The organism is Litorivivens lipolytica (genome assembly GCF_014191715.1).
Classification (GTDB): domain Bacteria; phylum Pseudomonadota; class Gammaproteobacteria; order Pseudomonadales; family Spongiibacteraceae; genus Litorivivens; species Litorivivens lipolytica.
In genome coordinates, this window is sequence record NZ_JACHWY010000001.1 from 1,408,238 (window position 1) to 1,431,499 (window position 23,262).

Annotated in this window: 25 protein-coding genes; 10 read left to right on the forward strand and 15 right to left on the reverse strand. The window is 55.6% G+C overall.

The genetic code is table 11. The features are described 5' to 3' along the window. Window positions 1-41: 41 nt before the first annotated feature. The 4 genes from FHR99_RS06420 to FHR99_RS06435 all read right to left on the reverse strand — a co-directional run bounded on the left by FHR99_RS06420 (window position 42) and on the right by FHR99_RS06435 (window position 3,935). The gene (locus FHR99_RS06420) at window positions 42-281 is read right to left on the reverse strand and encodes a DUF3820 family protein (RefSeq protein ID WP_343067424.1); all 240 of its coding nucleotides are present in this window, start codon (window positions 279-281) and stop codon (window positions 42-44) included. Continuing rightward, on the reverse strand, window positions 281-1,726 hold the full coding sequence (locus FHR99_RS06425) for a flavin-containing monooxygenase (protein ID WP_183409686.1): 1,446 nt from the start codon (window positions 1,724-1,726) through the stop codon (window positions 281-283). The genes FHR99_RS06420 and FHR99_RS06425 overlap by 1 nt, the downstream gene beginning before the upstream one ends. Before the next feature lie 85 nt (window positions 1,727-1,811). Continuing rightward, entirely contained in the window at window positions 1,812-2,732 is a 921-nt protein-coding gene (locus FHR99_RS06430; RefSeq protein ID WP_183409687.1) for a hydroxymethylglutaryl-CoA lyase, read from the reverse strand. Between the two features lie 3 nt (window positions 2,733-2,735). Continuing rightward, complete coding sequence (locus tag FHR99_RS06435) at window positions 2,736-3,935, reverse strand: CaiB/BaiF CoA transferase family protein (protein WP_183409688.1); 1,200 nt, start codon at window positions 3,933-3,935, stop codon at window positions 2,736-2,738. Window positions 3,936-4,073: 138 nt separating this feature from the next. On the opposite strand from FHR99_RS06435, the gene FHR99_RS06440 reads away from it, so the two are divergent. Together FHR99_RS06440 and leuD are read left to right on the forward strand one after the other, a co-directional pair. Further along, the gene (locus FHR99_RS06440; protein WP_183410194.1) at window positions 4,074-5,501 is read left to right on the forward strand and encodes a 3-isopropylmalate dehydratase large subunit; all 1,428 of its coding nucleotides are present in this window, start codon (window positions 4,074-4,076) and stop codon (window positions 5,499-5,501) included. Beyond that, a complete protein-coding gene (gene leuD / locus FHR99_RS06445) occupies window positions 5,498-6,124 on the forward strand; it encodes a 3-isopropylmalate dehydratase small subunit (protein WP_183409689.1) in 627 nt (208 codons plus the stop codon). The genes FHR99_RS06440 and leuD overlap by 4 nt, the downstream gene beginning before the upstream one ends. Window positions 6,125-6,197: 73 nt before the next feature. On the opposite strand, the gene FHR99_RS06450 is transcribed toward leuD, so the two are convergent. The 3 genes from FHR99_RS06450 to FHR99_RS06460 all read right to left on the reverse strand — a co-directional run bounded on the left by FHR99_RS06450 (window position 6,198) and on the right by FHR99_RS06460 (window position 8,349). Further along, window positions 6,198-7,319, reverse strand: a complete 1,122-nt coding sequence (locus tag FHR99_RS06450; RefSeq protein WP_183409690.1) for an Rv3169 family protein — start codon at window positions 7,317-7,319, stop codon at window positions 6,198-6,200. A gap of 93 nt (window positions 7,320-7,412) precedes the next feature. Next, on the reverse strand, window positions 7,413-7,859 hold the full coding sequence (locus FHR99_RS06455) for a MaoC/PaaZ C-terminal domain-containing protein (protein WP_183409691.1): 447 nt from the start codon (window positions 7,857-7,859) through the stop codon (window positions 7,413-7,415). A gap of 13 nt (window positions 7,860-7,872) precedes the next feature. Beyond that, a complete protein-coding gene (locus FHR99_RS06460; protein WP_183409692.1) occupies window positions 7,873-8,349 on the reverse strand; it encodes a nuclear transport factor 2 family protein in 477 nt (158 codons plus the stop codon). Window positions 8,350-8,508: 159 nt separating this feature from the next. Between FHR99_RS06460 and FHR99_RS06465 the strand changes: the two genes are divergently transcribed. Further along, window positions 8,509-9,753 carry a sulfotransferase family protein gene (locus FHR99_RS06465; RefSeq protein ID WP_183409693.1) on the forward strand — a complete coding sequence of 415 codons (1,245 nt, stop codon included), beginning with the start codon at window positions 8,509-8,511 and terminating at the stop codon, window positions 9,751-9,753. On the opposite strand, the gene FHR99_RS06470 is transcribed toward FHR99_RS06465, so the two are convergent. Beyond that, a complete protein-coding gene (locus FHR99_RS06470; RefSeq protein ID WP_183409694.1) occupies window positions 9,728-10,762 on the reverse strand; it encodes a 2-dehydropantoate 2-reductase in 1,035 nt (344 codons plus the stop codon). The genes FHR99_RS06465 and FHR99_RS06470 overlap by 26 nt on opposite strands. A 347-nt stretch (window positions 10,763-11,109) precedes the next feature. Here FHR99_RS06470 and FHR99_RS06475 point away from each other — a divergent pair, with 347 nt between their 5' ends. Continuing rightward, on the forward strand, window positions 11,110-11,430 hold the full coding sequence (locus FHR99_RS06475) for a hypothetical protein (protein WP_183409695.1): 321 nt from the start codon (window positions 11,110-11,112) through the stop codon (window positions 11,428-11,430). A 60-nt stretch (window positions 11,431-11,490) separates the two neighbouring features. Here FHR99_RS06475 and FHR99_RS06480 read toward each other — a convergent pair whose 3' ends face one another. Then, window positions 11,491-11,958 (reverse strand): YaiI/YqxD family protein, encoded by a 468-nt coding sequence (locus FHR99_RS06480; protein WP_183409696.1) that lies wholly within the window; start codon window positions 11,956-11,958, stop codon window positions 11,491-11,493. A 51-nt stretch (window positions 11,959-12,009) separates the two neighbouring features. Continuing rightward, window positions 12,010-12,573 carry a heme-binding beta-barrel domain-containing protein gene (locus tag FHR99_RS06485; RefSeq protein ID WP_246386467.1) on the reverse strand — a complete coding sequence of 188 codons (564 nt, stop codon included), beginning with the start codon at window positions 12,571-12,573 and terminating at the stop codon, window positions 12,010-12,012. 149 nt (window positions 12,574-12,722) lie between these two features. Between FHR99_RS06485 and FHR99_RS06490 the strand changes: the two genes are divergently transcribed. Then, window positions 12,723-13,118 (forward strand): hypothetical protein, encoded by a 396-nt coding sequence (locus FHR99_RS06490; RefSeq protein ID WP_183409697.1) that lies wholly within the window; start codon window positions 12,723-12,725, stop codon window positions 13,116-13,118. A gap of 9 nt (window positions 13,119-13,127) precedes the next feature. Here FHR99_RS06490 and FHR99_RS06495 read toward each other — a convergent pair whose 3' ends face one another. Together FHR99_RS06495 and FHR99_RS06500 are read right to left on the reverse strand one after the other, a co-directional pair. Continuing rightward, window positions 13,128-14,114: a DUF4382 domain-containing protein gene (locus tag FHR99_RS06495; RefSeq protein ID WP_183409698.1), complete on the reverse strand. Its 987-nt coding sequence runs from the start codon at window positions 14,112-14,114 to the stop codon at window positions 13,128-13,130. A 137-nt stretch (window positions 14,115-14,251) separates the two neighbouring features. Beyond that, window positions 14,252-14,536: a DUF1244 domain-containing protein gene (locus tag FHR99_RS06500; protein WP_183409699.1), complete on the reverse strand. Its 285-nt coding sequence runs from the start codon at window positions 14,534-14,536 to the stop codon at window positions 14,252-14,254. A 307-nt stretch (window positions 14,537-14,843) separates the two neighbouring features. Between FHR99_RS06500 and FHR99_RS06505 the strand changes: the two genes are divergently transcribed. The 4 genes from FHR99_RS06505 (at window position 14,844) to FHR99_RS06520 (ending at window position 18,525) form a co-directional block, all read left to right on the forward strand. Next, window positions 14,844-16,064, forward strand: a complete 1,221-nt coding sequence (locus tag FHR99_RS06505) for a Rossmann-fold NAD(P)-binding domain-containing protein (RefSeq protein ID WP_183409700.1) — start codon at window positions 14,844-14,846, stop codon at window positions 16,062-16,064. Window positions 16,065-16,066: 2 nt separating this feature from the next. After that, window positions 16,067-16,351, forward strand: coding sequence for an NAD(P) transhydrogenase subunit alpha part 2 (locus tag FHR99_RS06510; RefSeq protein WP_183409701.1), 285 nt, complete (start codon window positions 16,067-16,069; stop codon window positions 16,349-16,351). 3 nt (window positions 16,352-16,354) lie between these two features. Beyond that, on the forward strand, window positions 16,355-17,758 hold the full coding sequence (locus tag FHR99_RS06515; protein ID WP_183409702.1) for an NAD(P)(+) transhydrogenase (Re/Si-specific) subunit beta: 1,404 nt from the start codon (window positions 16,355-16,357) through the stop codon (window positions 17,756-17,758). 188 nt (window positions 17,759-17,946) lie between these two features. After that, on the forward strand, window positions 17,947-18,525 hold the full coding sequence (locus FHR99_RS06520) for a hypothetical protein (protein ID WP_183409703.1): 579 nt from the start codon (window positions 17,947-17,949) through the stop codon (window positions 18,523-18,525). Between the two features lie 42 nt (window positions 18,526-18,567). Here FHR99_RS06520 and FHR99_RS06525 read toward each other — a convergent pair whose 3' ends face one another. The 3 genes from FHR99_RS06525 to FHR99_RS16575 form a co-directional block, all read right to left on the reverse strand. Continuing rightward, entirely contained in the window at window positions 18,568-19,494 is a 927-nt protein-coding gene (locus tag FHR99_RS06525; RefSeq protein WP_183409704.1) for an NAD-dependent epimerase/dehydratase family protein, read from the reverse strand. Between the two features lie 78 nt (window positions 19,495-19,572). Continuing rightward, the gene (can, locus tag FHR99_RS06530) at window positions 19,573-20,214 is read right to left on the reverse strand and encodes a carbonate dehydratase (protein WP_183409705.1); all 642 of its coding nucleotides are present in this window, start codon (window positions 20,212-20,214) and stop codon (window positions 19,573-19,575) included. A 71-nt stretch (window positions 20,215-20,285) separates the two neighbouring features. Further along, on the reverse strand, window positions 20,286-21,143 hold the full coding sequence (locus FHR99_RS16575; RefSeq protein ID WP_183409706.1) for a DUF3014 domain-containing protein: 858 nt from the start codon (window positions 21,141-21,143) through the stop codon (window positions 20,286-20,288). A 391-nt stretch (window positions 21,144-21,534) separates the two neighbouring features. Here FHR99_RS16575 and pilB point away from each other — a divergent pair, with 391 nt between their 5' ends. After that, window positions 21,535-23,262 carry a type IV-A pilus assembly ATPase PilB gene (gene pilB, locus FHR99_RS06540; RefSeq protein WP_246386468.1) on the forward strand — a complete coding sequence of 576 codons (1,728 nt, stop codon included), beginning with the start codon at window positions 21,535-21,537 and terminating at the stop codon, window positions 23,260-23,262.

Genomic DNA, 23,262 nt, shown 5'->3' on the forward strand with positions numbered 1-23,262 from the left:
GCAGGATCATAGCACAGCAAGCCTGAATAGCCCTCGCTGAACTAGGGGCGAAGTAGTGGTCGCAGCATCGTTTCCAGACCGTTGAGTTTGATCTCATACATCAGAGCCAGTTGATCACCCAACTTGCCTTTGGGAAAACCCTGCTGGTAAAACCAGACTAGGTAGGGCTCCGGCAGCTCAAGCAAACGTCGCCCCTTATATTTTCCAAAAGGCATCACCTGATTGACCGCCGCCACCAGCGCTTCACCGTCCTGGTTTTCCAGAAGAGAGGCTTCCTGCACTAGCGAACCTCAAAATCCCGCCAGTTTATGCGCTTCATCCGGCGCATATATTCCAGCGTGGTACCCGCCCAGTTGTTGGTCACCCGCCCACCATCCTTGTACCAACTGGCATCCAGTGAGTTCCACACCATCCGGCGCAAGCGGCGCTGCAACTCGCGGTTATAGGCCTCTTCGGCTTCCGGCTTGACCACTAATGCACCCGCACCTGTCATGCGCTGAATGCACTCTGAAATAAATCGCGCCTGCGCCTCAGCCATAATCACAATGGAGTTGTGCCCAAGATTGGTATTGGGGCCATACATCATGAAGAAATTGGGGAAATGGCTAGTGCATACGCCGTAGTATGCCTGTGCGCCTTCACGCCAGTGCTCACGCAGACTCTTGCCCCCCATGCCGCGAATATCCATCGGCGCGAGGAAGGGGTTGGTTCGAAAGCCGGTACCGAAAATCAGCACATCTACCAGGTGGCTTGTACCGTCTTGGGTAACAATCGCATCCTGTTCAATGCGCTCAATGCGCTCGGTCACCACGTCGACATTGTCGCGCGCCAGCGCCTCAAAATAATCGTCAGAGAACAGCACCCGCTTGGCACCCACCGGATAATCGGGAATCAGCTTTTTTCGCAGCTCCGGATCGGTCACCGTGCGATTCAGGTATTTCATATGGATGCGCCGAAAGACCGCTTGCACCAGCCGATTGCCGGTCAGCATCGGGAACACCAGCCATTCGTTGCGCGCCCACAAGCGAAAACGGTAGAGCTTGGCAACAAAGGGCACCTTGTCAGACAGCCACTGCTCCCAAGGCTTATAGGGCCGATCGAATTTCGGCATCACCCAGTTTGCCGAACGCTGAAAGATGGTTAGCTTGCCCACCTCAGGCGCAATCTGCGGGATAAACTGCAGGGCGCTGGCGGCATTACCCACCACCGCAACGCGCTTGCCCTTCAGATTCACATCGTGACGCCAGCGCGCCGAGTGAAAGCGTGGACCATTGAAATTCTCAATGCCAGGCAAGGCCGGTACAAATGGCCTATGCAACTGACCAACCGCAGAAACCAGAAAGCGGCTCTGAATCTGCATACCCTGCACAGTCTCAACCTTCCAGCTACGCGTGGCTTCATCAAAGCTGGCGCTGCGAACTTCCTGACCGAAATGAATATGTTCGTACAGCTCGTGCTTGGCCGCGGTTTTTTTCAGGTAATCGAAGATCTGGGGCTGCTCCGACCATTTGAATTCCCAAGCAGGGTTGTGCTCGAAGGAATAACTGTAGAGCGCAGACGGTATATCGCACTCGGCCCCCGGATAGGTGTTTTCCCGCCAGGTGCCGCCTACTTCCTTGGCCTTTTCCAACAGCAGAAAGCGCGAGATGCCCGCCTTCTGCAGGGCAATGGCCATGCCCATACCAGAAAAACCCGTACCAATAATGACAACGTCGGTAGTAATCATAGAGCGCCGCTTTTATTCATATAGCGCCCTATGTTGACGGTTTACACAGACAACGCAAGCCCCGAAGGGGCAGAAATCCTGTGGCTTATGACGCAGTGGCCAATTCGCCCTTTTCTATCTGGCGTTTGATCCAGCGGCTGGCGTTGCCGCCGTCGCAATTTCCGGTGAGTTCGGCCGCGAGATCGGCCGCCTCTGCCAGTTTGGCCAGATCGATGCCGGTGTCAAAACCCATCTGATTCAGCATCAGCACCACATCTTCAGTGGCCACATTGCCAGAGGCGCCCGGCGCAAAGGGGCAACCGCCGAGGCCGCCAATCGAGGCGTCGAACTTGCGAATACCGCATTCCACCGCCGCGTAAACATCGGCCACGCCCATGCCGCGCGTATCGTGAAAGTGGCAACTCAGACGCTCGGCGCCGTATTCCGCCACCAGCTTGCTCATCAGGGATTTGACCTGCCCGGGTGATGCCGCGCCAATCGTGTCTGCCAGAATCACTTCCTGTGCGCCATAGCTAAACAGTTTGCCCACGATGTCGATCACGACCTGCTCGTCGGTCAGGCCTTCAAAGGGGCATTCCCAGGCCGTCGCCACGTAGGCGATCACCTTCATGCCATCCTGCTTAGCCTGAGTAAGTACGTCCTCACAGACAAGCAAAGCCTGATCAGTGCTCATGCGCACATTTTTTTCGTTCATGGTGTTGCTGGCGGCAATGACCAAACCCATGGTGTTAATGCCCGCCATTTTCGCCAGATCGTAGCCTTTGCGATTGGGGATCAGCGCTGAAAAACCAAAATCCCCCTTGGGCAAACCGGCGGCGACCACATCCGTGCCAGCCATTGCCGGCACCGCTTTTGGAGAGACAAAGGCGCCTACTTCAATATCTCGCACACCGGCCTCGATCAGCTTATTGATCAGACTCAGGCGCTGCTCGGGCGAGAGGATCTTTTCCTGATTCTGCAGTCCGTCGCGCGGGCCAACATCATTAATGATAATTTTCTCAGCCATGGCTTAACCAATCACCCCATTCGCTTTCAGTTCTGCGGTGGTCGTTTCGTCGTAGCCAAGTACCTCACGCATCAACTCATCGGTGTTTTCACCCAACAGCGGCGCCGGGGTAAAACTTTCCTCGTTCGTGCGCGACAGCTTAATAGGGCAGCCCGGCCCCTTGGTGCTCTTGCCGGAAGGGTGACCCAATTCAACGACCATATTGCGGTACTGCACCTGATCATCCGCCAGTGCACGGCTGAAGGTATTGACCGGCGCAGCGGGAATACGCGCTTCATTGAGCTTTTTCAGCCAGTTGTCGGTGGTGTCGGTTTTGAAGATCTCGGTCAATGTCGAATCGATATACACCTTGTCGGCCAGCCGCCCCGGCTGCCCGTCATATTCTGGTTTATCAAAACCGGGGCAGTTCACCACCTGTTTCAGGTTCTGCCAGAAATTATCGGTAATCACACAGATCACCAAATGACCGTCTGCGGTTGGATAGCTGTTGTAGGGCACATGCACAAAGTGGCTGTTGCCGATGGGATGGGGGTCCTGCCCGGACAGGAAGTACATGGTCGCCATGTAGTTCAACAGGGAAATCTGTACGTCCAGCATGGAGATATCAATATGCTGCCCCACCCCGGAACGATCGCGCTCAACCAGCGCTGCCAGCACACCCATAATGCCGAACATGCCACCACCGAGATCGCCGATGGGAATTCCGGCGCGCATGGGGTGCTCGGAATCCGAACCGGTAATACTCATGCCGCCACCAAATGCCTGCGCCACCTGATCAAAGGCCGGGCGTTTGGCGCCGGGGCCCTGCTCACCAAAGCCGGTGATCGAGCAGGTGATGATTTTGGGGTTTACCTTTGAAAGGTGCTCATAGTCGATCTTCAACTTGCTGGGCACGCCCGCAGCAAAGTTATTAATCACCACATCGGACTTCGCTACGAGCTCATAAAACAGCTCGAGACCGCGCTCTGTCTTGAGATCCATCGACATGGTGCGCTTGTTGCGATTGAGGGTAATAAAGTAGGCGCCCATACCGTCGATGGAGTTCTTGGGGTCAGTCGCCAGAAGTTTGCGAGTGCCCTCACCGGCCAACGGCTCTACCTTGATCATATCGGCACCGAGATCAGCCAGCGTCATGGTGCAGAAAGGCCCCGAAAGCATATGCGTCAGGTCGAGAATGCGGATACCCGCCAGCGGTTTGTTCATTGTATTGCCTATCCTTACATGGGTTACAGCGAAGGCCATTCCAAGTGGAATAACACCATAAAGATATAATGTTATTACTTTATAGCTAATTATGCTACCATAGCCTCAAGCATGCAAGGTGACCGCGAAGATAAGCGCATGGGCAAAACCCTGATTGAAAAGATTCTCAGCGACCATACCGCCGTCGAACTGGACGACCGACGGCGCCTGATCTACGTAGACCGCATATTCCTGCACGAGCGTACCGGCAGCATCGCTCTGCAGAGCCTGCATGAAAGCGGCCGCACCGTGGCCCGCCCGAAGCAGGTGTTCTGCACGATGGATCACATTGTCGATACCTTCCCGGGGCGCGGCGACGAAACCCTGATGCCCTCGGGCACCCAATTTATTCGCGCCACCCGCGAAGCGGCGCGGCAAGCGGGGATTACCCTGTTTGATGTACGCGATGAGAAACAGGGCATTGCCCATGTGGTTGCCGCCGAACAGGGCATTGCCCTGCCCGGCCTGACCATGGTCTGCCCCGACAGCCATACCTGCACCCTTGGCGGCCTCGGCTGCTTGGCCTGGGGCATTGGCTCCACTGAAGCAGAACACGCCCTTGCCACTCGCACACTGGAGCTGCGCACCGCCAAAACGATGCGCGTGACCTTTGACGGTGAACTCTGTCCCGGCGTGACCGCCAAGGATATGATTCTCCACCTGATTGCCCACTACGGTGCAAACGGCGGCGCCGGCTATGTGGTGGAATTTGCGGGCAGTGCCATTCGTGCGCTGGAAGTCGAGCAGCGTATGACCTTGTGCAATATGGCTGTGGAGTTTTCCGCCGTTACCGGACTGGTCGCGCCGGATGACAAAACCATCGATTACGTACGCGGTCGACCCTACGCCCCGCGCGGTGAGCAGTGGAAGCAGGCCGTCAACTACTGGCAAACCCTGCGCAGTGACAGCGACGCGGTTTTTGATCGGGAAATTCGTATCAATGCCCGCGGTATCGCACCCTCTGTCAGCTGGGGTATTAACCCGGAACAAACCATCGCGATTGATGAACGAATACCCAGCCCGGACGGTGGCAGCGAGCGTCAAACCTATATGCAGAGAGCGCTCGATTATATGGCGCTGGAGGCGGGTGCTCCGCTCGCAGGCACGCCGATCGATGCGGTCTTTATCGGCTCCTGCACGAACAGCCGACTCAGCGATCTGCGCGCGGTGGCGGCCTTTTTGGAAGGTAAAAAAGTGGCACCGGGCATTGATGCCGTCTGTGTACCCGGCTCCACTCAGGTAAAACGGGCCGCTGAAGCAGAAGGCATACACATCATTCTGAAAGCTGCGGGCTTTGAGTGGAGGGAATCCGGCTGCTCCATGTGCTTTTACGCAGGTGGCGAAACCTTCGGCGCCGGCAAGCGGGTGCTCTCAACCACCAACCGCAACTTCCAGAACCGTCAGGGCCCCGGTGTGAGAACACACATCGCCAGTCCGCTGACAGTTGCGGCTTCCGCAGTCGCGGGCGTGATCAGCGATCCGCGCGAGGTGAGCAGCATGCCCGCCATCAGGGAGAACCATCGATGAGTCTTCAGCCTTTCACCCATCACAAAGGCATAGCCGCGCCCCTGCTACAGGCCAATATTGATACCGACGCTATCATTCCCTCCAGAGAAATGAAGCTGGTATCAAAAAAGGGATTGGGCGAAGGACTGTTTGCAGCCTGGCGTTACAAACTGCCGGGCAGTCGCGAGATCAATCCGGACTTCATCCTGAATCAACCGGCTTACAACAACACCAGCATTCTGCTGGGTGGCCCCAACTTCGGCTGCGGTTCCTCAAGAGAGCACGCGGTATGGGCACTGGTGGAGTACGGCATTCGCGCCATTATTGCACCGGGCTTTGGTTCGATTTTTTACAATAACTGCATAGCCAATGGTCTATTACCCATTGTTCTGGCTGAATCCGCAGTTAGCTCGCTGGCAGAGACGTGCAAATCCGCACCCCAGCGAGATCGCATTGCAATCGACCTGCACAACCAAAGCGTCACTTCTCCACGCGGCGAAGTCTTTACTTTCGAAATAGCACCGGATGCACGGGACATGCTACTGAATGGACTAGACAGTATCGGCGCAACACTCCAAAAAACGGCCGCAATCGACGCCTTCGAAGAAAAAGATCGCACGCGACGCAGCTGGGCATACCTTTAGCTGGCCAAAAAAAAAGCGTGACTCACACTTGAGCCACGCTTTTAGCTAGTACAGCGACGCCATCCAGAGCCAATTATTCCGCCCCGTCAAAAAATTCCTTGAAGCCCGAACGCTCGTGACGGCCGATAACGATTGTCTCGAGCACACCCATCCCAACCTTGTCGCCCATCTTGGCGCGCACGACCTGATGGTTGTGAATAAACTGGTAGTCAAGCGGGTTCACTTCGTTGAGATCCCATTCTTCACGAGCGGTCGCCAGTTCGCCTTTCCAATAGGCGTGGCCCCATTCGAAATGGTTGTAGCCGATGCCCAGCATATAGAACTTTTGCAGCGGCTCGAGCGTGTACTCGTAGCGTTTGCCGTCCTTGTCTTCAAACGCCATTTCGGCGCCGCCGGCCATGCGCGTGCCCTTTTTAAATTTGACCGTGTGCTGAACATCTTTCATGGCAACAATACCGGGATCTTCGCCCTCGGGAATATCATCGGGATTGCTGTAGAGCGGAACGAGGTCTGCGCTGACTTGCGTGGGGCGACCATCGCGATCTTCAAAGGTGCCCATTTGGGTACAGAAGTCCCCCCAGTTGATCGGGTTCCAGACCCAATACACACCCGGCTCATCGTTCAAGAGGCCTGGCGCCCCGCCCTGCGGTTCGCCTACCGGGCGCACACCCCATGATTTATCGCGCACTGCGTAGGCCTTTTTCACCTCAGTGCGTTTACCGTCGATGCTGAAGTAGCCATCCCAATGACCCAGCTGGGTGAAACGGGTGGTGAACATGATCAGGTGGCCATCGTCGTGCATGATGTTCGGTGGCTCGCGGTGCGGCACACTGGCGGCGGTAAACAGCAGGTCGCATTCAATATTGTGCTCATTGGCTTCCAGCTTGACCCGCACCTGACGCATGGGCTTTTCGATGGTGACACTGAGCGGGCCCACCACAGTTTCCTTGCGATCTTTGGGAGCGCGGCGGGAGGCGTGAAAGGCGTATTGCTTGTCGCCTACCGCAACACTGAAATGGCCATCCATGATGTGGCGGTTGGGGTAGAGCCCAAAGCCGATTTCAAACAGGTAGTCGCCGCTGTCGTCAAAGCCGTTGAACCAGTAGCGATCGTAGAAATTGCGATCACTGGTAGAGGGTTCGGCCACCGGGTAGGCGGTCTGGTGTATGCAGTAGTCGTCGAAACTGGTAATCATGGGCGTCACCGTGCGGGGTCGTTATTTTGACCTGACTATACGGGCGGATAGTCAAGTCTGCAAGCACCCGCAAGATGACGATTCAGACAGGATTCAGGCCTCGCGCTTCATTACCAGGCTGGCGATTTTGTATTCCACCGCCAGCTGGTCATGCTGGTTGTAAAGTTCAATCAAGGTCACGCAGATGCCGCGATCAGGCTTGCTGATCGATTCCCGCTTGCTGCAAATCTCAGCCTCAACCCGAAGCGTATCGTCAGCGCAGACCGGAAGGTGAAACCGCACTTCATCCCAGCCCAGTCCGGCAATAACCGCCATGGCATCCTGCTTGATCGCATGACTCAGCTTCACCCCCAGGGCCACGGTATGAATACTCGACGCGAACAGCTTGCCAATAGGCGACTGCCGCGCGGCCTCTTCATCGGTATGAAACGGCAGCGGGTCCCACTGAGCGGCATAGGTTTTGATTTCCTCTGCCGTCAGTGTGTAGGTGTCCGTGCCCTTGACCCGTTGACCGACAACGATGTCTTCAAAGTAGCGCATCGGTCAGCAGCCTTTAGTCGCAGGCAAAACGGTTGCCGATGGGAATCGCCGTAACTTTAACGTCGTCCGGGCGCTTACTGATCTGTTCAAACAGACGCTGATAGGCGGAATTCTTGATACGCCACTCGCCATTCACTTTTACGTACTCATCGCGGTACAGGGCGCTGCCTTCGAACTGGGTGTTGTCATCCAGATTGACGAAAATATCGTGCAGGTACCAGAGGCCTACCGCCGTATCGCCATCGACGGTGATTTCAGGGTGATGGCCGTTGTGCATCCCAAAGCGCGTTTTGGTGAAGGCACTTTTGTAGAAGGCCTCGATATCGCCCCAACCATTAAAGCTGATGTCGTAAGACGGGCTTTTGAAATTGATGGTGGCGTCTTCTACAAATACCGAGTCTTTCATTCCCGCCCAGTTGGCGGTATCCAGAAAACGAAAGTAGCGCGCTTTGAGCTGTTTGATCAGCTCGATCGCTTCGAGGTCCAGCATGATAGGTCTCCCATTGATTTCGTATTGCCACACTATAGACGGCCCGGCCCGTGCCACCATCCCCTCAATGGGTGACGCGCACTGAGCACCGCGCTTAGCTGGCCTCTGCAGCAGCAGCTGCGGTAGACTGTCGCCCTTCTCGGATCGGACCCCTTCTGGATGTACAAAGCCCGCCTACCCTTTAACCTGAAAATGCTAAATATGGCCGGCCGCAGCCTGCGCCTGATCGGTATTCGGGGAGCGAGCCTCAATCCGCGATACCTGCTGCGTCGCGCCCGGCGCACGACCAACCTGAATGACTTTGGTCCCGACGACTTCCGGGAGGGGCTCGACACCCTTTGCCACTCTCTGGAAACCGAAGCCAAACTTACCGCTTTCGGGCGCCTTATTGCACAGGCTGAAATTCTGCACGCGCTGGAAAATCGCCTTAAGCTGATCCACTCTTTTAAAGTCAACCGGGAGCTGAGCGGCTCACCGATCTCTCGGCCGCTGATTATCACTGGGGTTCCCCATGCAGGCTCGTCCCTGCTGCATGATTTGCTGGCGCAAGATCCGGACAATCGCGTGCCACTCAGTTGGGAAATGCGCTACCCCTTTCCGCCGCCCCGCACCGAAACCTACCAGAGCGACGCCCGGATTGCCCGGGTCAATCGCGAGCTGAAAAATGCCCAGCGCCTGATGCCGGAAATCAAACGACTCTATCCGATGGGGGCGCAGCGTCCGCAGGAGTGTGTGTCGATCACTGCGATGAATCTGACATCGATGAATTTCGGGGTGAATTACCGGGTACCGAGTTATCAGCGCTGGCTCAACAATCACGCCGATTTTCGTGGCGCCTACAATCTGCACTATCAGTTTCTGCAGCACCTTCAGTACCGTCACAAGACCGAACGCTGGGTGCTGATGTCCAACGGCCACTTGTGGCACCTGGAAGCGCTACTGAAGCGCTACCCCGATGCCTTGATCGTGCAGATTCACCGCGACCCACTAAAGTCGGTCTGCGCGCTGAGCAACCTCACCTATACACTGCGCAGCTTGGCATCGAATACACCGGATCTGAAAGATATCGCCCGCAATCAGGCGGATCTTGTGGCCGAAGGTCTGGACCGCAATCTCAAACTGCGACAGTCGGGCGTGCTACCCGCCAAGCAAGTGCTGGATATTCATTATCAGGATATTCACAGTGAGCCATTGGCAGTAGTACAACGCATTTATCAGCACTTCAAACTACCGCTGGCGGACGCCGCACTCGACGGTATGCAGGCATTGCTGGATACCCATGATTACGTGCAGTTTGATCGCCACCGCTACCACTTCATGGCGACCGGCTTGCGGCTCGAAGAGGAACGACGCCGCTACAAACCCTACATGGATTATTTCAAGGTGCCGCAAGAGCGCGTTTGAGTTCGCTCAGTAATTCGGCCCCTGACCAATCACGTTTTCCACCTTTCTCTGCGGCTTTAACGAGTTCAATCACTCGCAGATTAGCCGCTGCACTCGCGCCCACCTTCTGCGCCTGACGCACAACCTCACCGTTTATCCAGTCGATCTCAGTCACGCGCCCGGCTTCCAGATCTTCCCACATGGAAGAGCGCGCCAGCGGGTCGATGGCCAGCATCTGTTTGGCAAGCCTTGCAAACAGCCAATCAGGTGTGCGCAACACCCAGGGCAGCAAGCTCATCGGCACCGGCATCAGTTTGGCCGGGCGTATCTCACTGCGCTTCAGCACCGACAGCGATTCATCGATCAAGAGCGCAAGACTGCGCCGATAGTCGCGCTGCGAAAGCTCGTCATGCAAAGGAATACCTGACAGAGCATTCAGCGGGTTGTTCAGGTTCATCAGCAGTTTTGCCCACTGCACCGCATGCATATCCGGGCGTAGCTCCAGTGGCAGATCACCGGCCTGAAAATAGTCGAGCAAGGCTTCCAGTCGAGGGTGGGGATCACACATCAGCTCACCCTCAGTACCCGCGTGAAAATGACCGTTGCCACGCTGCAAAACATTAAAGGAAATCATTCCAGTGAGAACCGGGTTGTCCGGCAAATGTTTTGCCAAGGTCCGCGCATTGCCAATGCCATTCTGCAGACTGACCACCGCAACATCAGAGTTGATACGACCGCGCAGTGCCTTGCCCACCTCATCCGTCGCTGCAGATTTGACCGCGACAATAATAACGTCAGCTTCTGTCGCGCTGGCGTCTTCGGTGGTAAAACGTATGGTATCGACTGGCAGATGAATATCAGCGCCCTGCCAATCGGTCAGATGCAAACCGTGCTCAGCCACCTGCCGGGCAATACGCTCCCTCCCGATAAAACTGACCTCGACACCGGCTGCCTGCAATCGTCCACCGACGTAGGCTCCGATACTGCCGGCGCCGTAAATACAGACCTTTGGCAATGCTGGATTGGTCATGCTTCCCCCTTTGTTTGCGGGGAACTATAGCGGTTTTAACGCGAAGAACCAAAGTCCGTCTGCAGACACAGGCGCACCATAATTGCGCCATCACTCAAACCACAATAATGCCTGACTTTCGTGCAAATTCTCACTCAGCGAAACTACCCCGCGCCCCGCATTGATTCAGGTGATCAGCCGCGGTGCACATTCAAAATGCTGAGCCCTGACGGAAAACCCAACGCAAAACGGAATTTTTCCCGGTGCCGCCAACACTTAATGATTTATAGATATATCTATAGGCTTATTGGCATGCGCTTTGCTTTTTTGAACGTGCACGGAACAGTAACCCCAAGGAGGTATCGTGTATGTTTAGGTCTCTATGCTTAGCCCTGCTGATTTTGGCAGGCGCAAACCCGGCATTTGCCGGCTGCACCCTGTCCATTTTCAAAGAGTCACCCGCCGTCCCCGACGCGCGCTCAGCAACGCTCGACGAAATGAAACAGGCCGTGGTCTCGATCCAGCAATATATTCACTCTGCTGAAAAGGTTCTGGAAACCTGCGACCACATCAACACTTTCACGCATAACATTTATGTGGGGCGCCTGAAGGCACTGGCTGACGATATCAATCGGGAGTCCGATATTTTCAGCACACTTGCCACTAGCGACTCACTTGCCAGCAGCTGACGCTTCCTGCCTGCCCGCACGTCACTGCGGTGACTGCGGGCCTTTTCCTCGAAGATGCACTTATCGTTTTGACAAAGCCTGCGCCAGATAACGGTCCAGCGCATTGGCGAACTGCTGTCGCTCACGCTGTCCGAGTGGCGGCGGCCCACCACTTTGCACGCCGCTGGCACGGAGTGTATCCATAAAATCGCGCATATTGAGTCGCTGACGAATCGTGTTTTCCGTGTAAAGCTCGCCCCTGGGATTCAGCGCTTGCGCGCCCTTTTCCATCACTTCGGCCGCCAAAGGAATGTCCGCCGTGATCACCAGATCGCCCGACTCGGCGCGACGAACGATTTCGTTGTCGGCTATATCAAACCCTGAGGGCACCTGCACGGAACGAATGTTCGGCGAGGGCGGCACGGGAATGGATTGGTTGGCAACAAAGGTCAATTCAATACCGGTGCGCTGAGCGGCTCGCACGAGAATCTCGCGAACGACTTTAGGACAGGCATCGGCATCGACCCAGATGCAGGAAGCTTTTGACATGAAATATCGCCAGATAGGGAGGGCCCGGCCGAGGCCGGGCGATAGAATCAATCAGCCAACGCGCTTGAGCGTGTTGACGTCGGTGTGAGGAAACTCGCGACCATAAATACTTAAATAAGTCGTCTGCTTGTATTTCAGGCTATCACCCTGCACCGAAACCTCCATTTCAAAGGCGGTGGTGCGGGCCTTTTCCGCCATAAAAGGTGACTGAGCAATGCCCCAATCAGTGCCTTCAGCGGTCGCCTTAACACTCAGGGTATCGCTACCAGGTTGCCAGGTACCGCCCGCCAGAACCGTTACCGCACGCGGAATGGCGAGCGAGAACGACAACGTATTGTCCTCTTTATCCCAGGTCCAATAGCCGATTTGGTCGTGAAAGACCTGATCATTGGATTTACGCTTGACCACCTGATGGTAGCGAACGATCGCCAATTTCTGGGTTTCCGCGTTGGTCACATCCCCTGCGGCTTCAAAAACGATGGTTTCGTAATAGGGATTCTCTTCGGTGGCATCTTTTTCCGGCGATACATCCATACCTTCATCGCCTTCCCAAACACCAATCAGTCCTTTTAACGGACCGTAATCAACCAGCATGACTGGATCGATTTCACTCATGGTTTAACTCCCAACTTGCCTTATTATTCAGTTTGATACCGTGCGCATGTCTGGCCCGGTATTCACGGACGCTTCGTGCCGATAAAATACCACATCGCTATACATTGCCGTATTTGATTTTAACGAAGCTTTTTAGCCGCAGGAAAGCCATGAGTGTAAATAGCTGGACGCCCGCCGAGCCCAATCAGAGCGTAGATGAGACCTTGCTCAAAAAGGGGATAAACGCAGCCATGCAGGACGCTCTCGAATCCCTGCCTGAGCAGTTAAGTCCGGAAGAGCAATCAGCGCTGGCAGTTCAGGTGCGCCTGACCCAGGCGAGTTGGTCGGAAACACTGCAGCAATTCAGCAGCGATGAATTACGCGCGGCACTGCGCTTTTTTGTGAAAGCTGAAATGCTGATCCCCGGCTGTGAAGCCGGGGATCAGTCGCCTGCCATTTGGGCAAATCGCCTGTTAAAACAACGGGGTGAAAGGCTCAATCAAGACGAGTTACGCTGGATTCGCGAGAACACCAATAACCGGTTTATACCCAATGGCGCACTGTAAGCTGCCTGCTTATGGAGACGAGGCAGAGACGAAATCAACCTCGCTGGTTTGATTTTCTACAACGGTTACACCGGCTGACTGCAAAAAGCTGATCGCGTCATCTGCCGCCGGATCATCGTCGAGAGACTGGCAGGTCAGGGCGATATCGTATTCCCCTGCCTCGACAAACCCGATGGTATAAGTGTAAGCGCCTGTCTGAGTGTCCTGGGTGACATTAGCAGTCGTCAGGGGTGAAGCCTCGGTTTGCGAGCCCTCATTGCAATGCTGGCATTCACCGGCATCATTGACATACACATCACCGAAACCCACCGCGTCGGATTCATAGAGGTAGACCGCAACCCCCTCGTCGGTTGCCGGCGTATGCGTGCAGCTCGCATCATTCAGCAGCGCCTCATCCACCGTCCCACTGATGGTACCTACCACCACATTATCGACAATCCTCAGTGCCGGGCGCAGCAGGTAATGATCGGCACCACTCGGTTTGGTCAGCGCCGCGCGCAGATCCACATCAATCGTGAAATCAGCTCGACCACCGGCAGGCACCGTGAAACCGGAAACCAGTTGCAGAAATCGATTATTCGCCCCAGCCTGCTGCCCAGGCACTAGCAGATCAAATACGCCACCAGCCTCTTCCTCTACTTCCGAAGCCGGCGAACCTCCTTGAACATAGAGCCGGACGTAGTTGTATTCTCCAGCAGGCACCGTCGTGGAACCCAGAACCTGTTCGGCATTGCTGCCCGTCAGATCGAGCAGGTTTTCAATCGTCACTGCCGGATCCAGATCAACCGAGACTTTCGCTCCCTCTCTCGGCTTCAGCTCAATGCGATCAAAAGTAACTTTAACGCGGCTGACATTGTCAGCGGGAGCGTCAGTTATGGAGAAACTGGCCTCGCCGGTCTGGGGTGGGCTGGCATCACTGCCACCACCACCGTTGCAGCCAACTAGAGGCAAGGCCAGAAGCGCAGTCGCGCATACAAGTGCTATCCCGGATTTCATATCACACCTTTTTTACTGATTGGTTTACGGGTATGACACTTAAGCGCAGAACAGTTGCTTACGACTGTAAAAAGTTACCGCTTTTTGATCGCAGAAAGCCCGTTACAGGCTAATTTCGAGAACCGCTTAACATACTTTTATTTACCCTTTTCAAATTTTTCCAGTTGCTCAGCACTCGCCTCAAGCTGGTATTTTGCCTTCCACTCCGAATAAGGCATGCCGTAAACCCGCTCGCGCGCGGCCTCATAATCTACGGTCTCACCGTGTTCTTCTGCGGCCGCTACGTACCATTTGGACAGACAGTTGCGGCAAAATCCGGCCAGATTCATCAGGTCGATATTCTGGGCATCCTTGCGACTGTCCAGATGCTCCAGCAGGCGCCGAAATACAGCAGCTTCAATTTCTGTCGTGCGGTCTGACATCTTGCGACTCCCTCTATCTACTCCGTTTAGTCTAGAAAAAAATGTGACGCTGCCGGTGAAATTAGGCACAATACGGCGTCGTTTTTTCGGCAGGTGACCCATATCATCCACATTGATGGGTATTATAACCACCATTAATTGCCTGAATAAAATGTAAGTACGTATACTGCGCGGCGCTATGCCTGATTCCTGGGGGGGAGTTTTCGGCATATATACCGGGCAGTAGTCCCTCCCCCTCTACGCCTGCACCGCGCAGTTTTTCCGCGCGCGAGCAGGTTCCCGCAAGCAGCAAATTAAGGAGCTTGGTGTGATAATTGGATTGTGCCGTGAGCACGCCGCCGGAGAAACCCGTGTAGCGCTCACACCCCCGAATATCAAAACCCTGGTTGAAAAAGGCCAGACTTGCCTCGTAGAGGCCGGAGCCGGATTGGCCGCCGGTATCAGCGACGACGATTTTAAAGAAGCTGGCGCCGAGATCGTCGATTCTTCCGACGCGATTTTTGAGCGCTCGGAAGTGGTTCTCGGCATTCAACCGGTCAGCCCCGACCCTGCCGTACGCGACGCCCATCTGGCGCGCCTGCGCAAAGGCCAGATTATTGCCGGCATGCTCGACCCGCTGGGTGAATCCGAGCTGGCGCAGAAGATCGCCGAAACCGGCGTAACTTCACTGGGTCTGGAAATGGTGCCCCGCATCAGCCGCGCTCAAAGTATGGACGTCCTGTCTTCCATGGCGACCATCGGCGGCTACCATGCGGTACTGCACGGTGCTTCTCTGGCGCCCCGCATTTTCCCGATGATGATGACCGCAGCGGGCACTCTGAAAGCCGCTAAGGTTCTGATCCTCGGCGCGGGTGTTGCCGGTCTGCAGGCTTGTGCGACGGCCAAGCGTCTGGGTGCAGTCGTTTCCGCCTACGACATTCGCCCCGCCGCCCGCGACCAGATCATTTCTGTTGGCGCCAAGCCAGTGGATCTGGAGTTGGAAAACGAAGAATCTGAAGATGCCGGTGGTTACGCCAAAGAGCAAACCGCCGACCAGCTCGCCAAGCAGCAGGCCGCTCTGGCCAAGGTACTGGCCGAGCAGGATATCATCATCACCACGGCTGCCGTTCCCGGCCGCCGCTCTCCGGTGCTGATCACCGAAGAAATGCTGAAGTCTGTTCAGCCCGGCACCGTGATCGTGGATATTGCTGCCGAGCGCGGTGGTAACTGCGCCGCCACCAAGGCCAACGAGACCATCAACGTCAATGGCGTGATTATCTCTGGCCCGCTGAACCTGGCCGCCCGTCACCCCTTCCACGCCAGCCAGATGTTCGGTAATAACCTGACCACCCTGCTGGATCTGTTGCTGAACGACGAAGGCAACCTGGAATTTGATTTCGACGACGAAGTAGTCGCCGGCACGGTAGTGACTCACAACGGTGAAGTCACCCACGCCATGATTCGCGACATTCTCGGGCTTCCCGCCATGCAGCTGGGCTCTCCCAAAGAAGAGCCCGAAGCAGAAGCTGACGAGAGCAAAGGAGAATAAGCATGGAAATTCTGATTATGCAGGTGAGCCTGTTTGTGCTCGCCCTGATGCTCGGCGTAGAGCTGATCACCAAAGTTCCACCGACCCTACACACCCCGCTGATGTCGGGCACCAACGCCATTTCCGGTATTGCGCTGGTCGGCGCCATTCTCGCCGCGGGTAACGCCGACGGCGGTGAAGTGGCCCGCTGGCTCGGTTTTGTTGCGGTGGTTCTTGCATCCATCAACGTGGTTGGCGGCTATATGGTCACCAATCGAATGCTCGCCATGTTCAAGAGGAAGGATTAAACCATGCTGGAAATAGGGATGAACCTCGCCTACCTGGCAGCAGCGATCCTGTTTATTCTGGGTATTAAAGGGCTGACGCGCCCGAAAACTGCGGTGCGCGGCAATATGCTGTCAGCAACCGGTATGTTTGTGGCCGTCGCCGTGACTTTGCTCGACAACAGCATTGTCAGCTTTGAACTGATTATCGCCGGCGCCCTGCTGGGCGGCGCAATCGGTGCCGTACTGGCCAAGAAAGTTCAAATGACCGCCATGCCCCAGTTGGTTGCGGTACTGAACGGCTTCGGTGGCGGCGCGTCACTGGGTCTGGCTGCGGCAAGCTACCTGCAAACTCTCGGCGGCGCCGGTTTTGCGGAAGGCGCACTGGGCACCATTACCCTGATCACCATTGCCCTGACAGTCATCATCGGCTCACTGACCGTTACCGGCTCACTGATCGCCTTCGCCAAACTGCAGGAAATCATGCCCGGCCAGCCCATCGGCTTCCCCGGCATGACCGGCTTCAACGCCCTGCTGCTGATCGGCGCACTGGCAAGCTCTGTGATGCTGGCTATCGACCCGACCAACACCCTGTACTTCTGGCTGGCCATTGGCCTGGCCGCGGTGCTGGGACTGACCCTGGTACTGCCTATCGGCGGTGCTGACATGCCGGTCGTTATCGCCCTGCTGAACAGCTACTCTGGTATAGCTGCGGCCTTTGCCGGTTTCGTTATGGGCAACACCGTACTGATCGTTTCCGGTTCTCTGGTTGGTGCCTCGGGCCTGATCCTGACCAACATCATGTGTGTGGCGATGAACCGCTCGCTGCCCAACGTACTGTTTGGTCGCATGGGTGCGGACACTGGCGGCGAAGGTGCTGGCGATGAAATCTACGAAGGCAAGATCACCAGCGCGTCGCCCGACGAAGTCGGCATGCTACTGGAAACTGCCCAGAAAGTTATCATCGTTCCCGGTTTCGGTATGGCCCTGTCTCAGGCTCAACACGCAGTACGTGAACTGGCTGATGCGATTGAGCGCAACGGCGGCGAAGTGCTTTACGCGATCCACCCGGTTGCCGGCCGCATGCCCGGCCACATGAACGTACTGCTGGCCGAGGCCGAAGTGCCTTATGAAAAACTGGTAGAAATGGAGCGCATCAATCCGCAGTTTGACGATTGCGACGTAGCCATTGTTCTGGGCGCGAACGACGTAACCAACCCGATGGCCCGTGAAGATAAAGGCAGCCCGATCTACGGCATGCCGATTCTGAACGTCGACAAGGCCCGCACTGTGGTTGTAATAAAGCGCAGCCTGAGCGCTGGTTTTGCCGGTCTGCCCAACCCGCTGTTTGCTCTCGACAATACCTTGATGGTATTTGGCGATGGTAAAAAAGCGGTTGTGGATATTACGACGGCTCTCGAAAACGGCTGAGTTTAGCTGCCCAATACCAAGCCCCGCTGCGAAAGCTGCGGGGCTTTTTTATTTTTACCGCTTTCCCCTTGATCAAATCCTGTTCAAATTCTGTGTTTCTGCTATTGTATGGCTAATCAGCAGTGATCACTTTGTGATCCGATGATTCACCGCAACGCTATCACTTAACGTAAATAAGGATGCTTCGGATGGCCACCCGTAAATCTTCAGACCCTATAGCTGCAATCAGAAAAGAAATCGACGCGCTCGAGAGCAAGCTGGAAACAGCTCGCAAAAACCTGGTTAAAGACGCAGAAAAAGCCGTCAACCAGGCCAAATCTCAAGTGGAAAAAGCACGCAAGCGTATCGCTGACGAACAGAAACGGCTGAAAGAACTGCAGGCCAAAGCGAAGAAGGAATTGAATTCGCGACTGGAACAGCAGATCAACCGCGCCAAGGAAGCACTCGATAAGGCGAAGGATCTGGAGCAGGATGCACGTGCCGTTCTGTCACTGACCAAAGAAGATTTCGATGCGGTAAAAACCGAGTACAACCGCGCTATCGCCGTTGGCAAAGCGCGTCTGGCCGCACGCAAGAAGTCTGCAACGAAAAAAGCTCCAGCTAAGAAGAAGGCCCCAGCCAAAAAAGCGGCTGCTAAAAAAGCGCCCGCCAAGAAAAAGGCTGCACCAAAGAAAAAAGCTCCCGCTAAAAAAGCCGCTGCTAAAAAGGCTCCAGCGAAAAAGAAAGCTCCAGCCAAGAAAAAGGCCGCCGCCAAGGCTAAAGCCTGATCAATCGGGCGCACCCCTTGCGGTGCGCCCGAACTAGGGCCTTTAGCTCCGAATCAGCTCAGGTGACAAGGCCTGCACCATAGAACGAATCCCGTCACGCCAATCCACTTTCGTCTCGCCAATCAGCTCGTGCATGCGCGCGGTATCAATCTGCAGGGCACCAAAAGCCTTGGGATTAGGATTAAACACCGGATCATAACCGCTAAGCTCGGAAAGAAACGCACACCACTCTTCAATACTCACGGCCTGCGAACCGCCAAAATTGGTGGTCGTGACCTCTTCTGTCGCTGCGGCGAGCAAGTAGGGAATTTTTTCTATGTAGTCATCAGCATGCAGCAGATTGTAGGTATTGGGCTGCTCCGGATGAACATCGATAGGAATACCTTCCTTCATCATCAACAGATGAAAGTAGGGCCAGCCGCCATTGTCACCATAGGGCACACTGAGTCGGGCTATCGTGGTTGGAATGCCCTGCTGATGGGCCACAAAGCGACAGACCGTTTCAGCGGCTATCTTGCAGATGCTGTAGGTGGGAAACATAACCCGGTGATTATCACCCAGCGGTGACGATTCGCTGCGCGGCTCATGGCCCGCATATTCGTACACAGCGGTTGAAGAGAAGTGAAGAAAGGCCTTTACACCTTTGCAATGCGTCATCAGGTTGCCAACGCCTTCGGCATTGGCCTTCAGGTCGTAGTCAAACTCCCCACTTTTCACCACCGCAAAGTTGAGCACATAATCGAAATCAGTCGGGCAGCCGGACAGTGATTCCCGGTCGGCGAGATCGGCTTTCACCGTAGCCACGCCCAGGGCCTCCAACTCGGCCTGTTGCTTGGGATCACTGAATCGCGCAAGTGCGGTAACGCGCGAGGTTTTTGCCAGCGCCTCAACAACCGGGCGGGCAACCTGCCCGGTGGGGCCGGTAATCAGGATTTTTGTATTGGAAAGATCAACAGGGGTGACAGCCATAACAACCAGTCTCTGAGTAAAAGACTGATTGTAATGGCGTTATGCTGGAGGGCTCGCCACCCATACGGGTGAACGGAATCAGCCTGCCGGGCTTCCCACCTGATAGACGTTAGCCAGCTGGGCTGGCTCCGAAATGGTGGAGCGCAGATCGCGAAGCAGACCGTCTTTGATGCTGTAGATCCAGCCGTGCACGTGCAGCTCTTGGCCTCGGGCCCAAGCATTCTGGATGGTTGTGGTATTGCAGACGTTTTCCTGCTGCGCCAACACATTGTATTCGCACAGGCGGTTAACCCGCTCGGCTTCATCTTCGATCGCGAGCAATTCCTGCTCATGACGATTGTAGACGTCTTTGATATTACGCAGCCAGTTGTCGATCAGACCAAACTGCGAGCTGCCCATCGCAGCCATCACACCGCCACAGCCGTAGTGGCCGCAAACGATGACATGCTTCACCTTCAGCACTTCAACCGCATACTGAATAACCGACTGACAGTTCAGATCGGTGTGAATCACCACGTTGGCGATATTGCGGTGTACAAACACCTCGCCGGGCATCTTGCCAAGAATCTGGTTCGCTGGAACACGACTGTCGGAGCAGCCAATCCAGAGATATTCAGGGGTTTGCTGAGCAGCCAGCTGCTCGAAAAAAGTCGGGTCTTCAGCCTTGATGGCCTCAGCCCATTTTTTGTTGTTTTCAAGAAGAGTACGTGAGGAATCCATGGGTAGTATTCTCGCTACTTCGTTTGTCAGTGAGAGTCGCAGGGCCTTTCCGGCCCCGCGCTATTCTACCCTTAACGGTATTTCAGTTCAGCACTCAGATTGCGGGCAAAGTCCTGCAGTTCCAGCATATTATCCGGGCCCAGACGCCACATCCATTTGGTCAGGGGTGAGGCAGCTTCGAGCTCCGGATCGGCATACTGATAGAAAATGTGCGGACGAATCAGCGTCGCGCCAACCGGCGGCTCACTCACCGAGCGCATTTCATCAAGCATCACCATAAAGCGCTCGTGGAAACTGCCCTGCTTACCCAGCTCATCGTAGGCTTTTTCCAGCAACGGAGACCACTCACGGTAGTAGCGTGCCGCATCCTGCACCGGAATGTCTGCCACTACACCCACGATATCATTCCAGCGCGAATAGTTGCCGCTGTCGGCGACATAGGTTTCATCACCGGTGGGCAACACCAGAAAGGGGTCTTTGTCATACTTGATCGGGCTGTGTTTGTAAGGGATTTTTTCACTGGCCATCAAATCAACGGTCAGCACCCACTTACGGATCTGTTCCGGCAGCGTTACCCAGCGCACCAGCCGCTGAGCCAAGTCGGTCACAGCTTGCTGCACTTTGCTGTCACTGCCTGCCAGCTTATCCGGCGCCTGCACCAATTGCGGTTCGGGCTTTGCAACCGGCTCAGACTCTTCTTCCACCGGCTCTTCTGGCTCAGGCTCAGGTTCTGGCTGAGGTTCGGGCTCAGGCTCGGGTTCCGGCTTCGGCGGTTCAGGCTCAGGCTCGGGAGCAGCAGGCGCCGCGGGCTCGACAACGGGCTCTGGCTCACTGATCTCATTCCACTCCGACTGCGACGAGGTGTAGAACACATAGCCCACAGCGCCTGAAATCGCCACCAGTATGGCTAGGATGATTTTTCCGTTCACAAGCAAATCCTTTTATCGCGTTATGCGTGGCATCATACTGAGCCAGAGCCCCGAATGCCAAGCACTTTACCCCCGCAACACACTGGCCTCACTGGCTTTTCTGCCAAAAACGGGAGGTCGGCGAAGCAACTCAGTTAGTAAAACCCTCTAGCGGCAATGCTCGCTCGCCCAAGCCGCACTGGCAAAGCGTGGAATCCGGCCTTAATACCACCGCAATCACCTTGATTTACAAGGAAAATTGGTTGAAACTTAATAAATCACTTGAGTATTGACCGCGATATTGGGCGGTAAGTTCCGGACGATGCCTGGCGCACCGAGGTTGCCACAAACAGAACAAACAACCTCTGACTCTGCGCAAAGGCAGCTATACTGACATTCAGCAGGCGCTACCATGGCAGCAACGATGCAGAAAATTTCCCTGAACAGTCTTGCGCGTCGGCTGGTCGCTGACGGCATTCTCTCAGAGGAGAAGGCGCTCGACGCCACTGCCGCTGCACAGGAAGAAAAAATCAGTCTCGCTAACTATCTCACCAGCAAAGATCTGGTCGAGAGCGTGCTGATCGCCAAAGCCACCGCCGAGGAATTCGGCTTCCCCTTGCTGGATCTCAATGCTTTCGACCCGACACTGGCGCCGCGGGATATTGTCGACGTTAAGCTACTGAGCAAGCACAAGGTGCTGCCGCTGATGAAACGCGGCAAACGCCTGTTTGTTGCTATCTCTGACCCGACCAATCTGCGCGCTTTGGATGAGCTCAAGTTCCACACCAACCTATCGGTTGAGCCCATCATCGTAGAACAGGGCCTGCTGGAAAGCCGCGTCACCAGTTTTGTCGAAGCAGAAGAAGAACCGCTGGGCTCGGGCTTTGGGGACCTCGATGACGAGAGCCTGGACGCACTGGAAGTCGAGGCGGTTGACGAGAGCGGGGACAATGGCGGCGAGGTCACTCAGGAAGGTGATGATGCGCCGGTGGTTCGCTTTGTCAATAAGGTACTGCTCGATGCCATCCGCGGCGGTTCATCGGATATTCACTTCGAGCCCTACGAAAAATCCTACCGTGTGCGATTTCGTACTGACGGCATCCTGCATGAGGTGGCCAAGCCACCGAAATCCATCTCTGGCCAACTGGCTGCGCGCCTGAAAATCATGTCGGAGATGGATATCTCCGAGCGCCGCATCCCCCAGGACGGCCGGATCAAGATGAAGCTTTCCAAGAACCGCGCCATCGACTTCCGGGTAAACACCCTGCCAACGCTCTGGGGTGAAAAAATAGTACTGCGGATTCTCGACCCCTCCTCCGCGCAGATGGGTATCGACGCCCTCGGCTACGAGTCTGACCAGCGGGAAATGTACCTCAATGCGCTGAACCAGCCGCAGGGTATGATTCTCGTTACCGGCCCAACCGGTTCCGGTAAAACCGTGTCGCTGTATACGGGTCTCAATATACTGAACACCCCTGAGACCAACATCTCCACCGCGGAAGACCCGGTGGAGATCAACTTGGAGGGGATCAACCAGGTTCACGTTAATGCCAAGGTCGGCCTGGACTTCGCCGCAGCGCTGCGCTCGTTTCTGCGTCAGGATCCGGATATCGTGATGGTCGGTGAGATCCGGGATCTGGAGACCGCCGAAATTGCGATCAAAGCTGCCCAGACTGGTCACCTTGTACTGTCCACCCTGCACACTAACAGCGCCGCTGAGACGCTGACCCGTCTGCGCAATATGGGTGTACCCTCATTCAACATCGCTACGTCGGTAAGTCTGATTATTGCCCAGCGACTGGCCCGTCGACTGTGCTCCGAGTGCACTGAACCGGCAGAAATCCCCTCGGAAGCACTGGCCGAAGCCGGTTTCAGCGAAGAACAGATCGCCAACGGCACCTTCAACAAGCCGGTTGGCTGTGCGCGATGTAACAAGGGTTATAAGGGGCGTACCGGTATTTATGAAGTAGTTCGCATTACCCCGGAGATCGCACAAATTATCATGGAGGACGGCAACTCCCTGCAGATTGCGGCACAACAGCAAAAACACGGGTTTAACAGCCTCCGCCAATCTGCTTTGAAGAAATGCGCCGCAGGCATCATCAGTCTGGAAGAAGTCAATCGCGTTACCAAGGACTAA

Bases quoted from the DNA above. Each gene is read 5' to 3' on its own strand.
- FHR99_RS06425 (WP_183409686.1), bottom strand. From the start codon at position 1,726: ATGATTACTACCGACGTTGTCATTATTGGTACGGGTTTTTCTGGTATG.
- FHR99_RS06430 (WP_183409687.1), bottom strand. From the start codon at position 2,732: ATGGCTGAGAAAATTATCATTAATGATGTTGGCCCGCGCGACGGACTG.
- FHR99_RS06435 (WP_183409688.1), bottom strand. From the start codon at position 3,935: ATGAACAAACCGCTGGCGGGTATCCGCATTCTCGACCTGACGCATATG.
- FHR99_RS06440 (WP_183410194.1), top strand. From the start codon at position 4,074: ATGGGCAAAACCCTGATTGAAAAGATTCTCAGCGACCATACCGCCGTC.
- leuD (WP_183409689.1), top strand. From the start codon at position 5,498: ATGAGTCTTCAGCCTTTCACCCATCACAAAGGCATAGCCGCGCCCCTG.
- FHR99_RS06450 (WP_183409690.1), bottom strand. From the start codon at position 7,319: ATGATTACCAGTTTCGACGACTACTGCATACACCAGACCGCCTACCCG.
- FHR99_RS06455 (WP_183409691.1), bottom strand. From the start codon at position 7,859: ATGCGCTACTTTGAAGACATCGTTGTCGGTCAACGGGTCAAGGGCACG.
- FHR99_RS06460 (WP_183409692.1), bottom strand. From the start codon at position 8,349: ATGCTGGACCTCGAAGCGATCGAGCTGATCAAACAGCTCAAAGCGCGC.
- FHR99_RS06465 (WP_183409693.1), top strand. From the start codon at position 8,509: ATGTACAAAGCCCGCCTACCCTTTAACCTGAAAATGCTAAATATGGCC.
- FHR99_RS06470 (WP_183409694.1), bottom strand. From the start codon at position 10,762: ATGACCAATCCAGCATTGCCAAAGGTCTGTATTTACGGCGCCGGCAGT.
- FHR99_RS06475 (WP_183409695.1), top strand. From the start codon at position 11,110: ATGTTTAGGTCTCTATGCTTAGCCCTGCTGATTTTGGCAGGCGCAAAC.
- FHR99_RS06480 (WP_183409696.1), bottom strand. From the start codon at position 11,958: ATGTCAAAAGCTTCCTGCATCTGGGTCGATGCCGATGCCTGTCCTAAA.
- FHR99_RS06485 (WP_246386467.1), bottom strand. From the start codon at position 12,573: ATGAGTGAAATCGATCCAGTCATGCTGGTTGATTACGGTCCGTTAAAA.
- FHR99_RS06490 (WP_183409697.1), top strand. From the start codon at position 12,723: ATGAGTGTAAATAGCTGGACGCCCGCCGAGCCCAATCAGAGCGTAGAT.
- FHR99_RS06495 (WP_183409698.1), bottom strand. From the start codon at position 14,114: ATGAAATCCGGGATAGCACTTGTATGCGCGACTGCGCTTCTGGCCTTG.
- FHR99_RS06500 (WP_183409699.1), bottom strand. From the start codon at position 14,536: ATGTCAGACCGCACGACAGAAATTGAAGCTGCTGTATTTCGGCGCCTG.
- FHR99_RS06510 (WP_183409701.1), top strand. From the start codon at position 16,067: ATGGAAATTCTGATTATGCAGGTGAGCCTGTTTGTGCTCGCCCTGATG.
- FHR99_RS06515 (WP_183409702.1), top strand. From the start codon at position 16,355: ATGCTGGAAATAGGGATGAACCTCGCCTACCTGGCAGCAGCGATCCTG.
- FHR99_RS06520 (WP_183409703.1), top strand. From the start codon at position 17,947: ATGGCCACCCGTAAATCTTCAGACCCTATAGCTGCAATCAGAAAAGAA.
- FHR99_RS06525 (WP_183409704.1), bottom strand. From the start codon at position 19,494: ATGGCTGTCACCCCTGTTGATCTTTCCAATACAAAAATCCTGATTACC.
- can (WP_183409705.1), bottom strand. From the start codon at position 20,214: ATGGATTCCTCACGTACTCTTCTTGAAAACAACAAAAAATGGGCTGAG.
- pilB (WP_246386468.1), top strand. From the start codon at position 21,535: ATGGCAGCAACGATGCAGAAAATTTCCCTGAACAGTCTTGCGCGTCGG.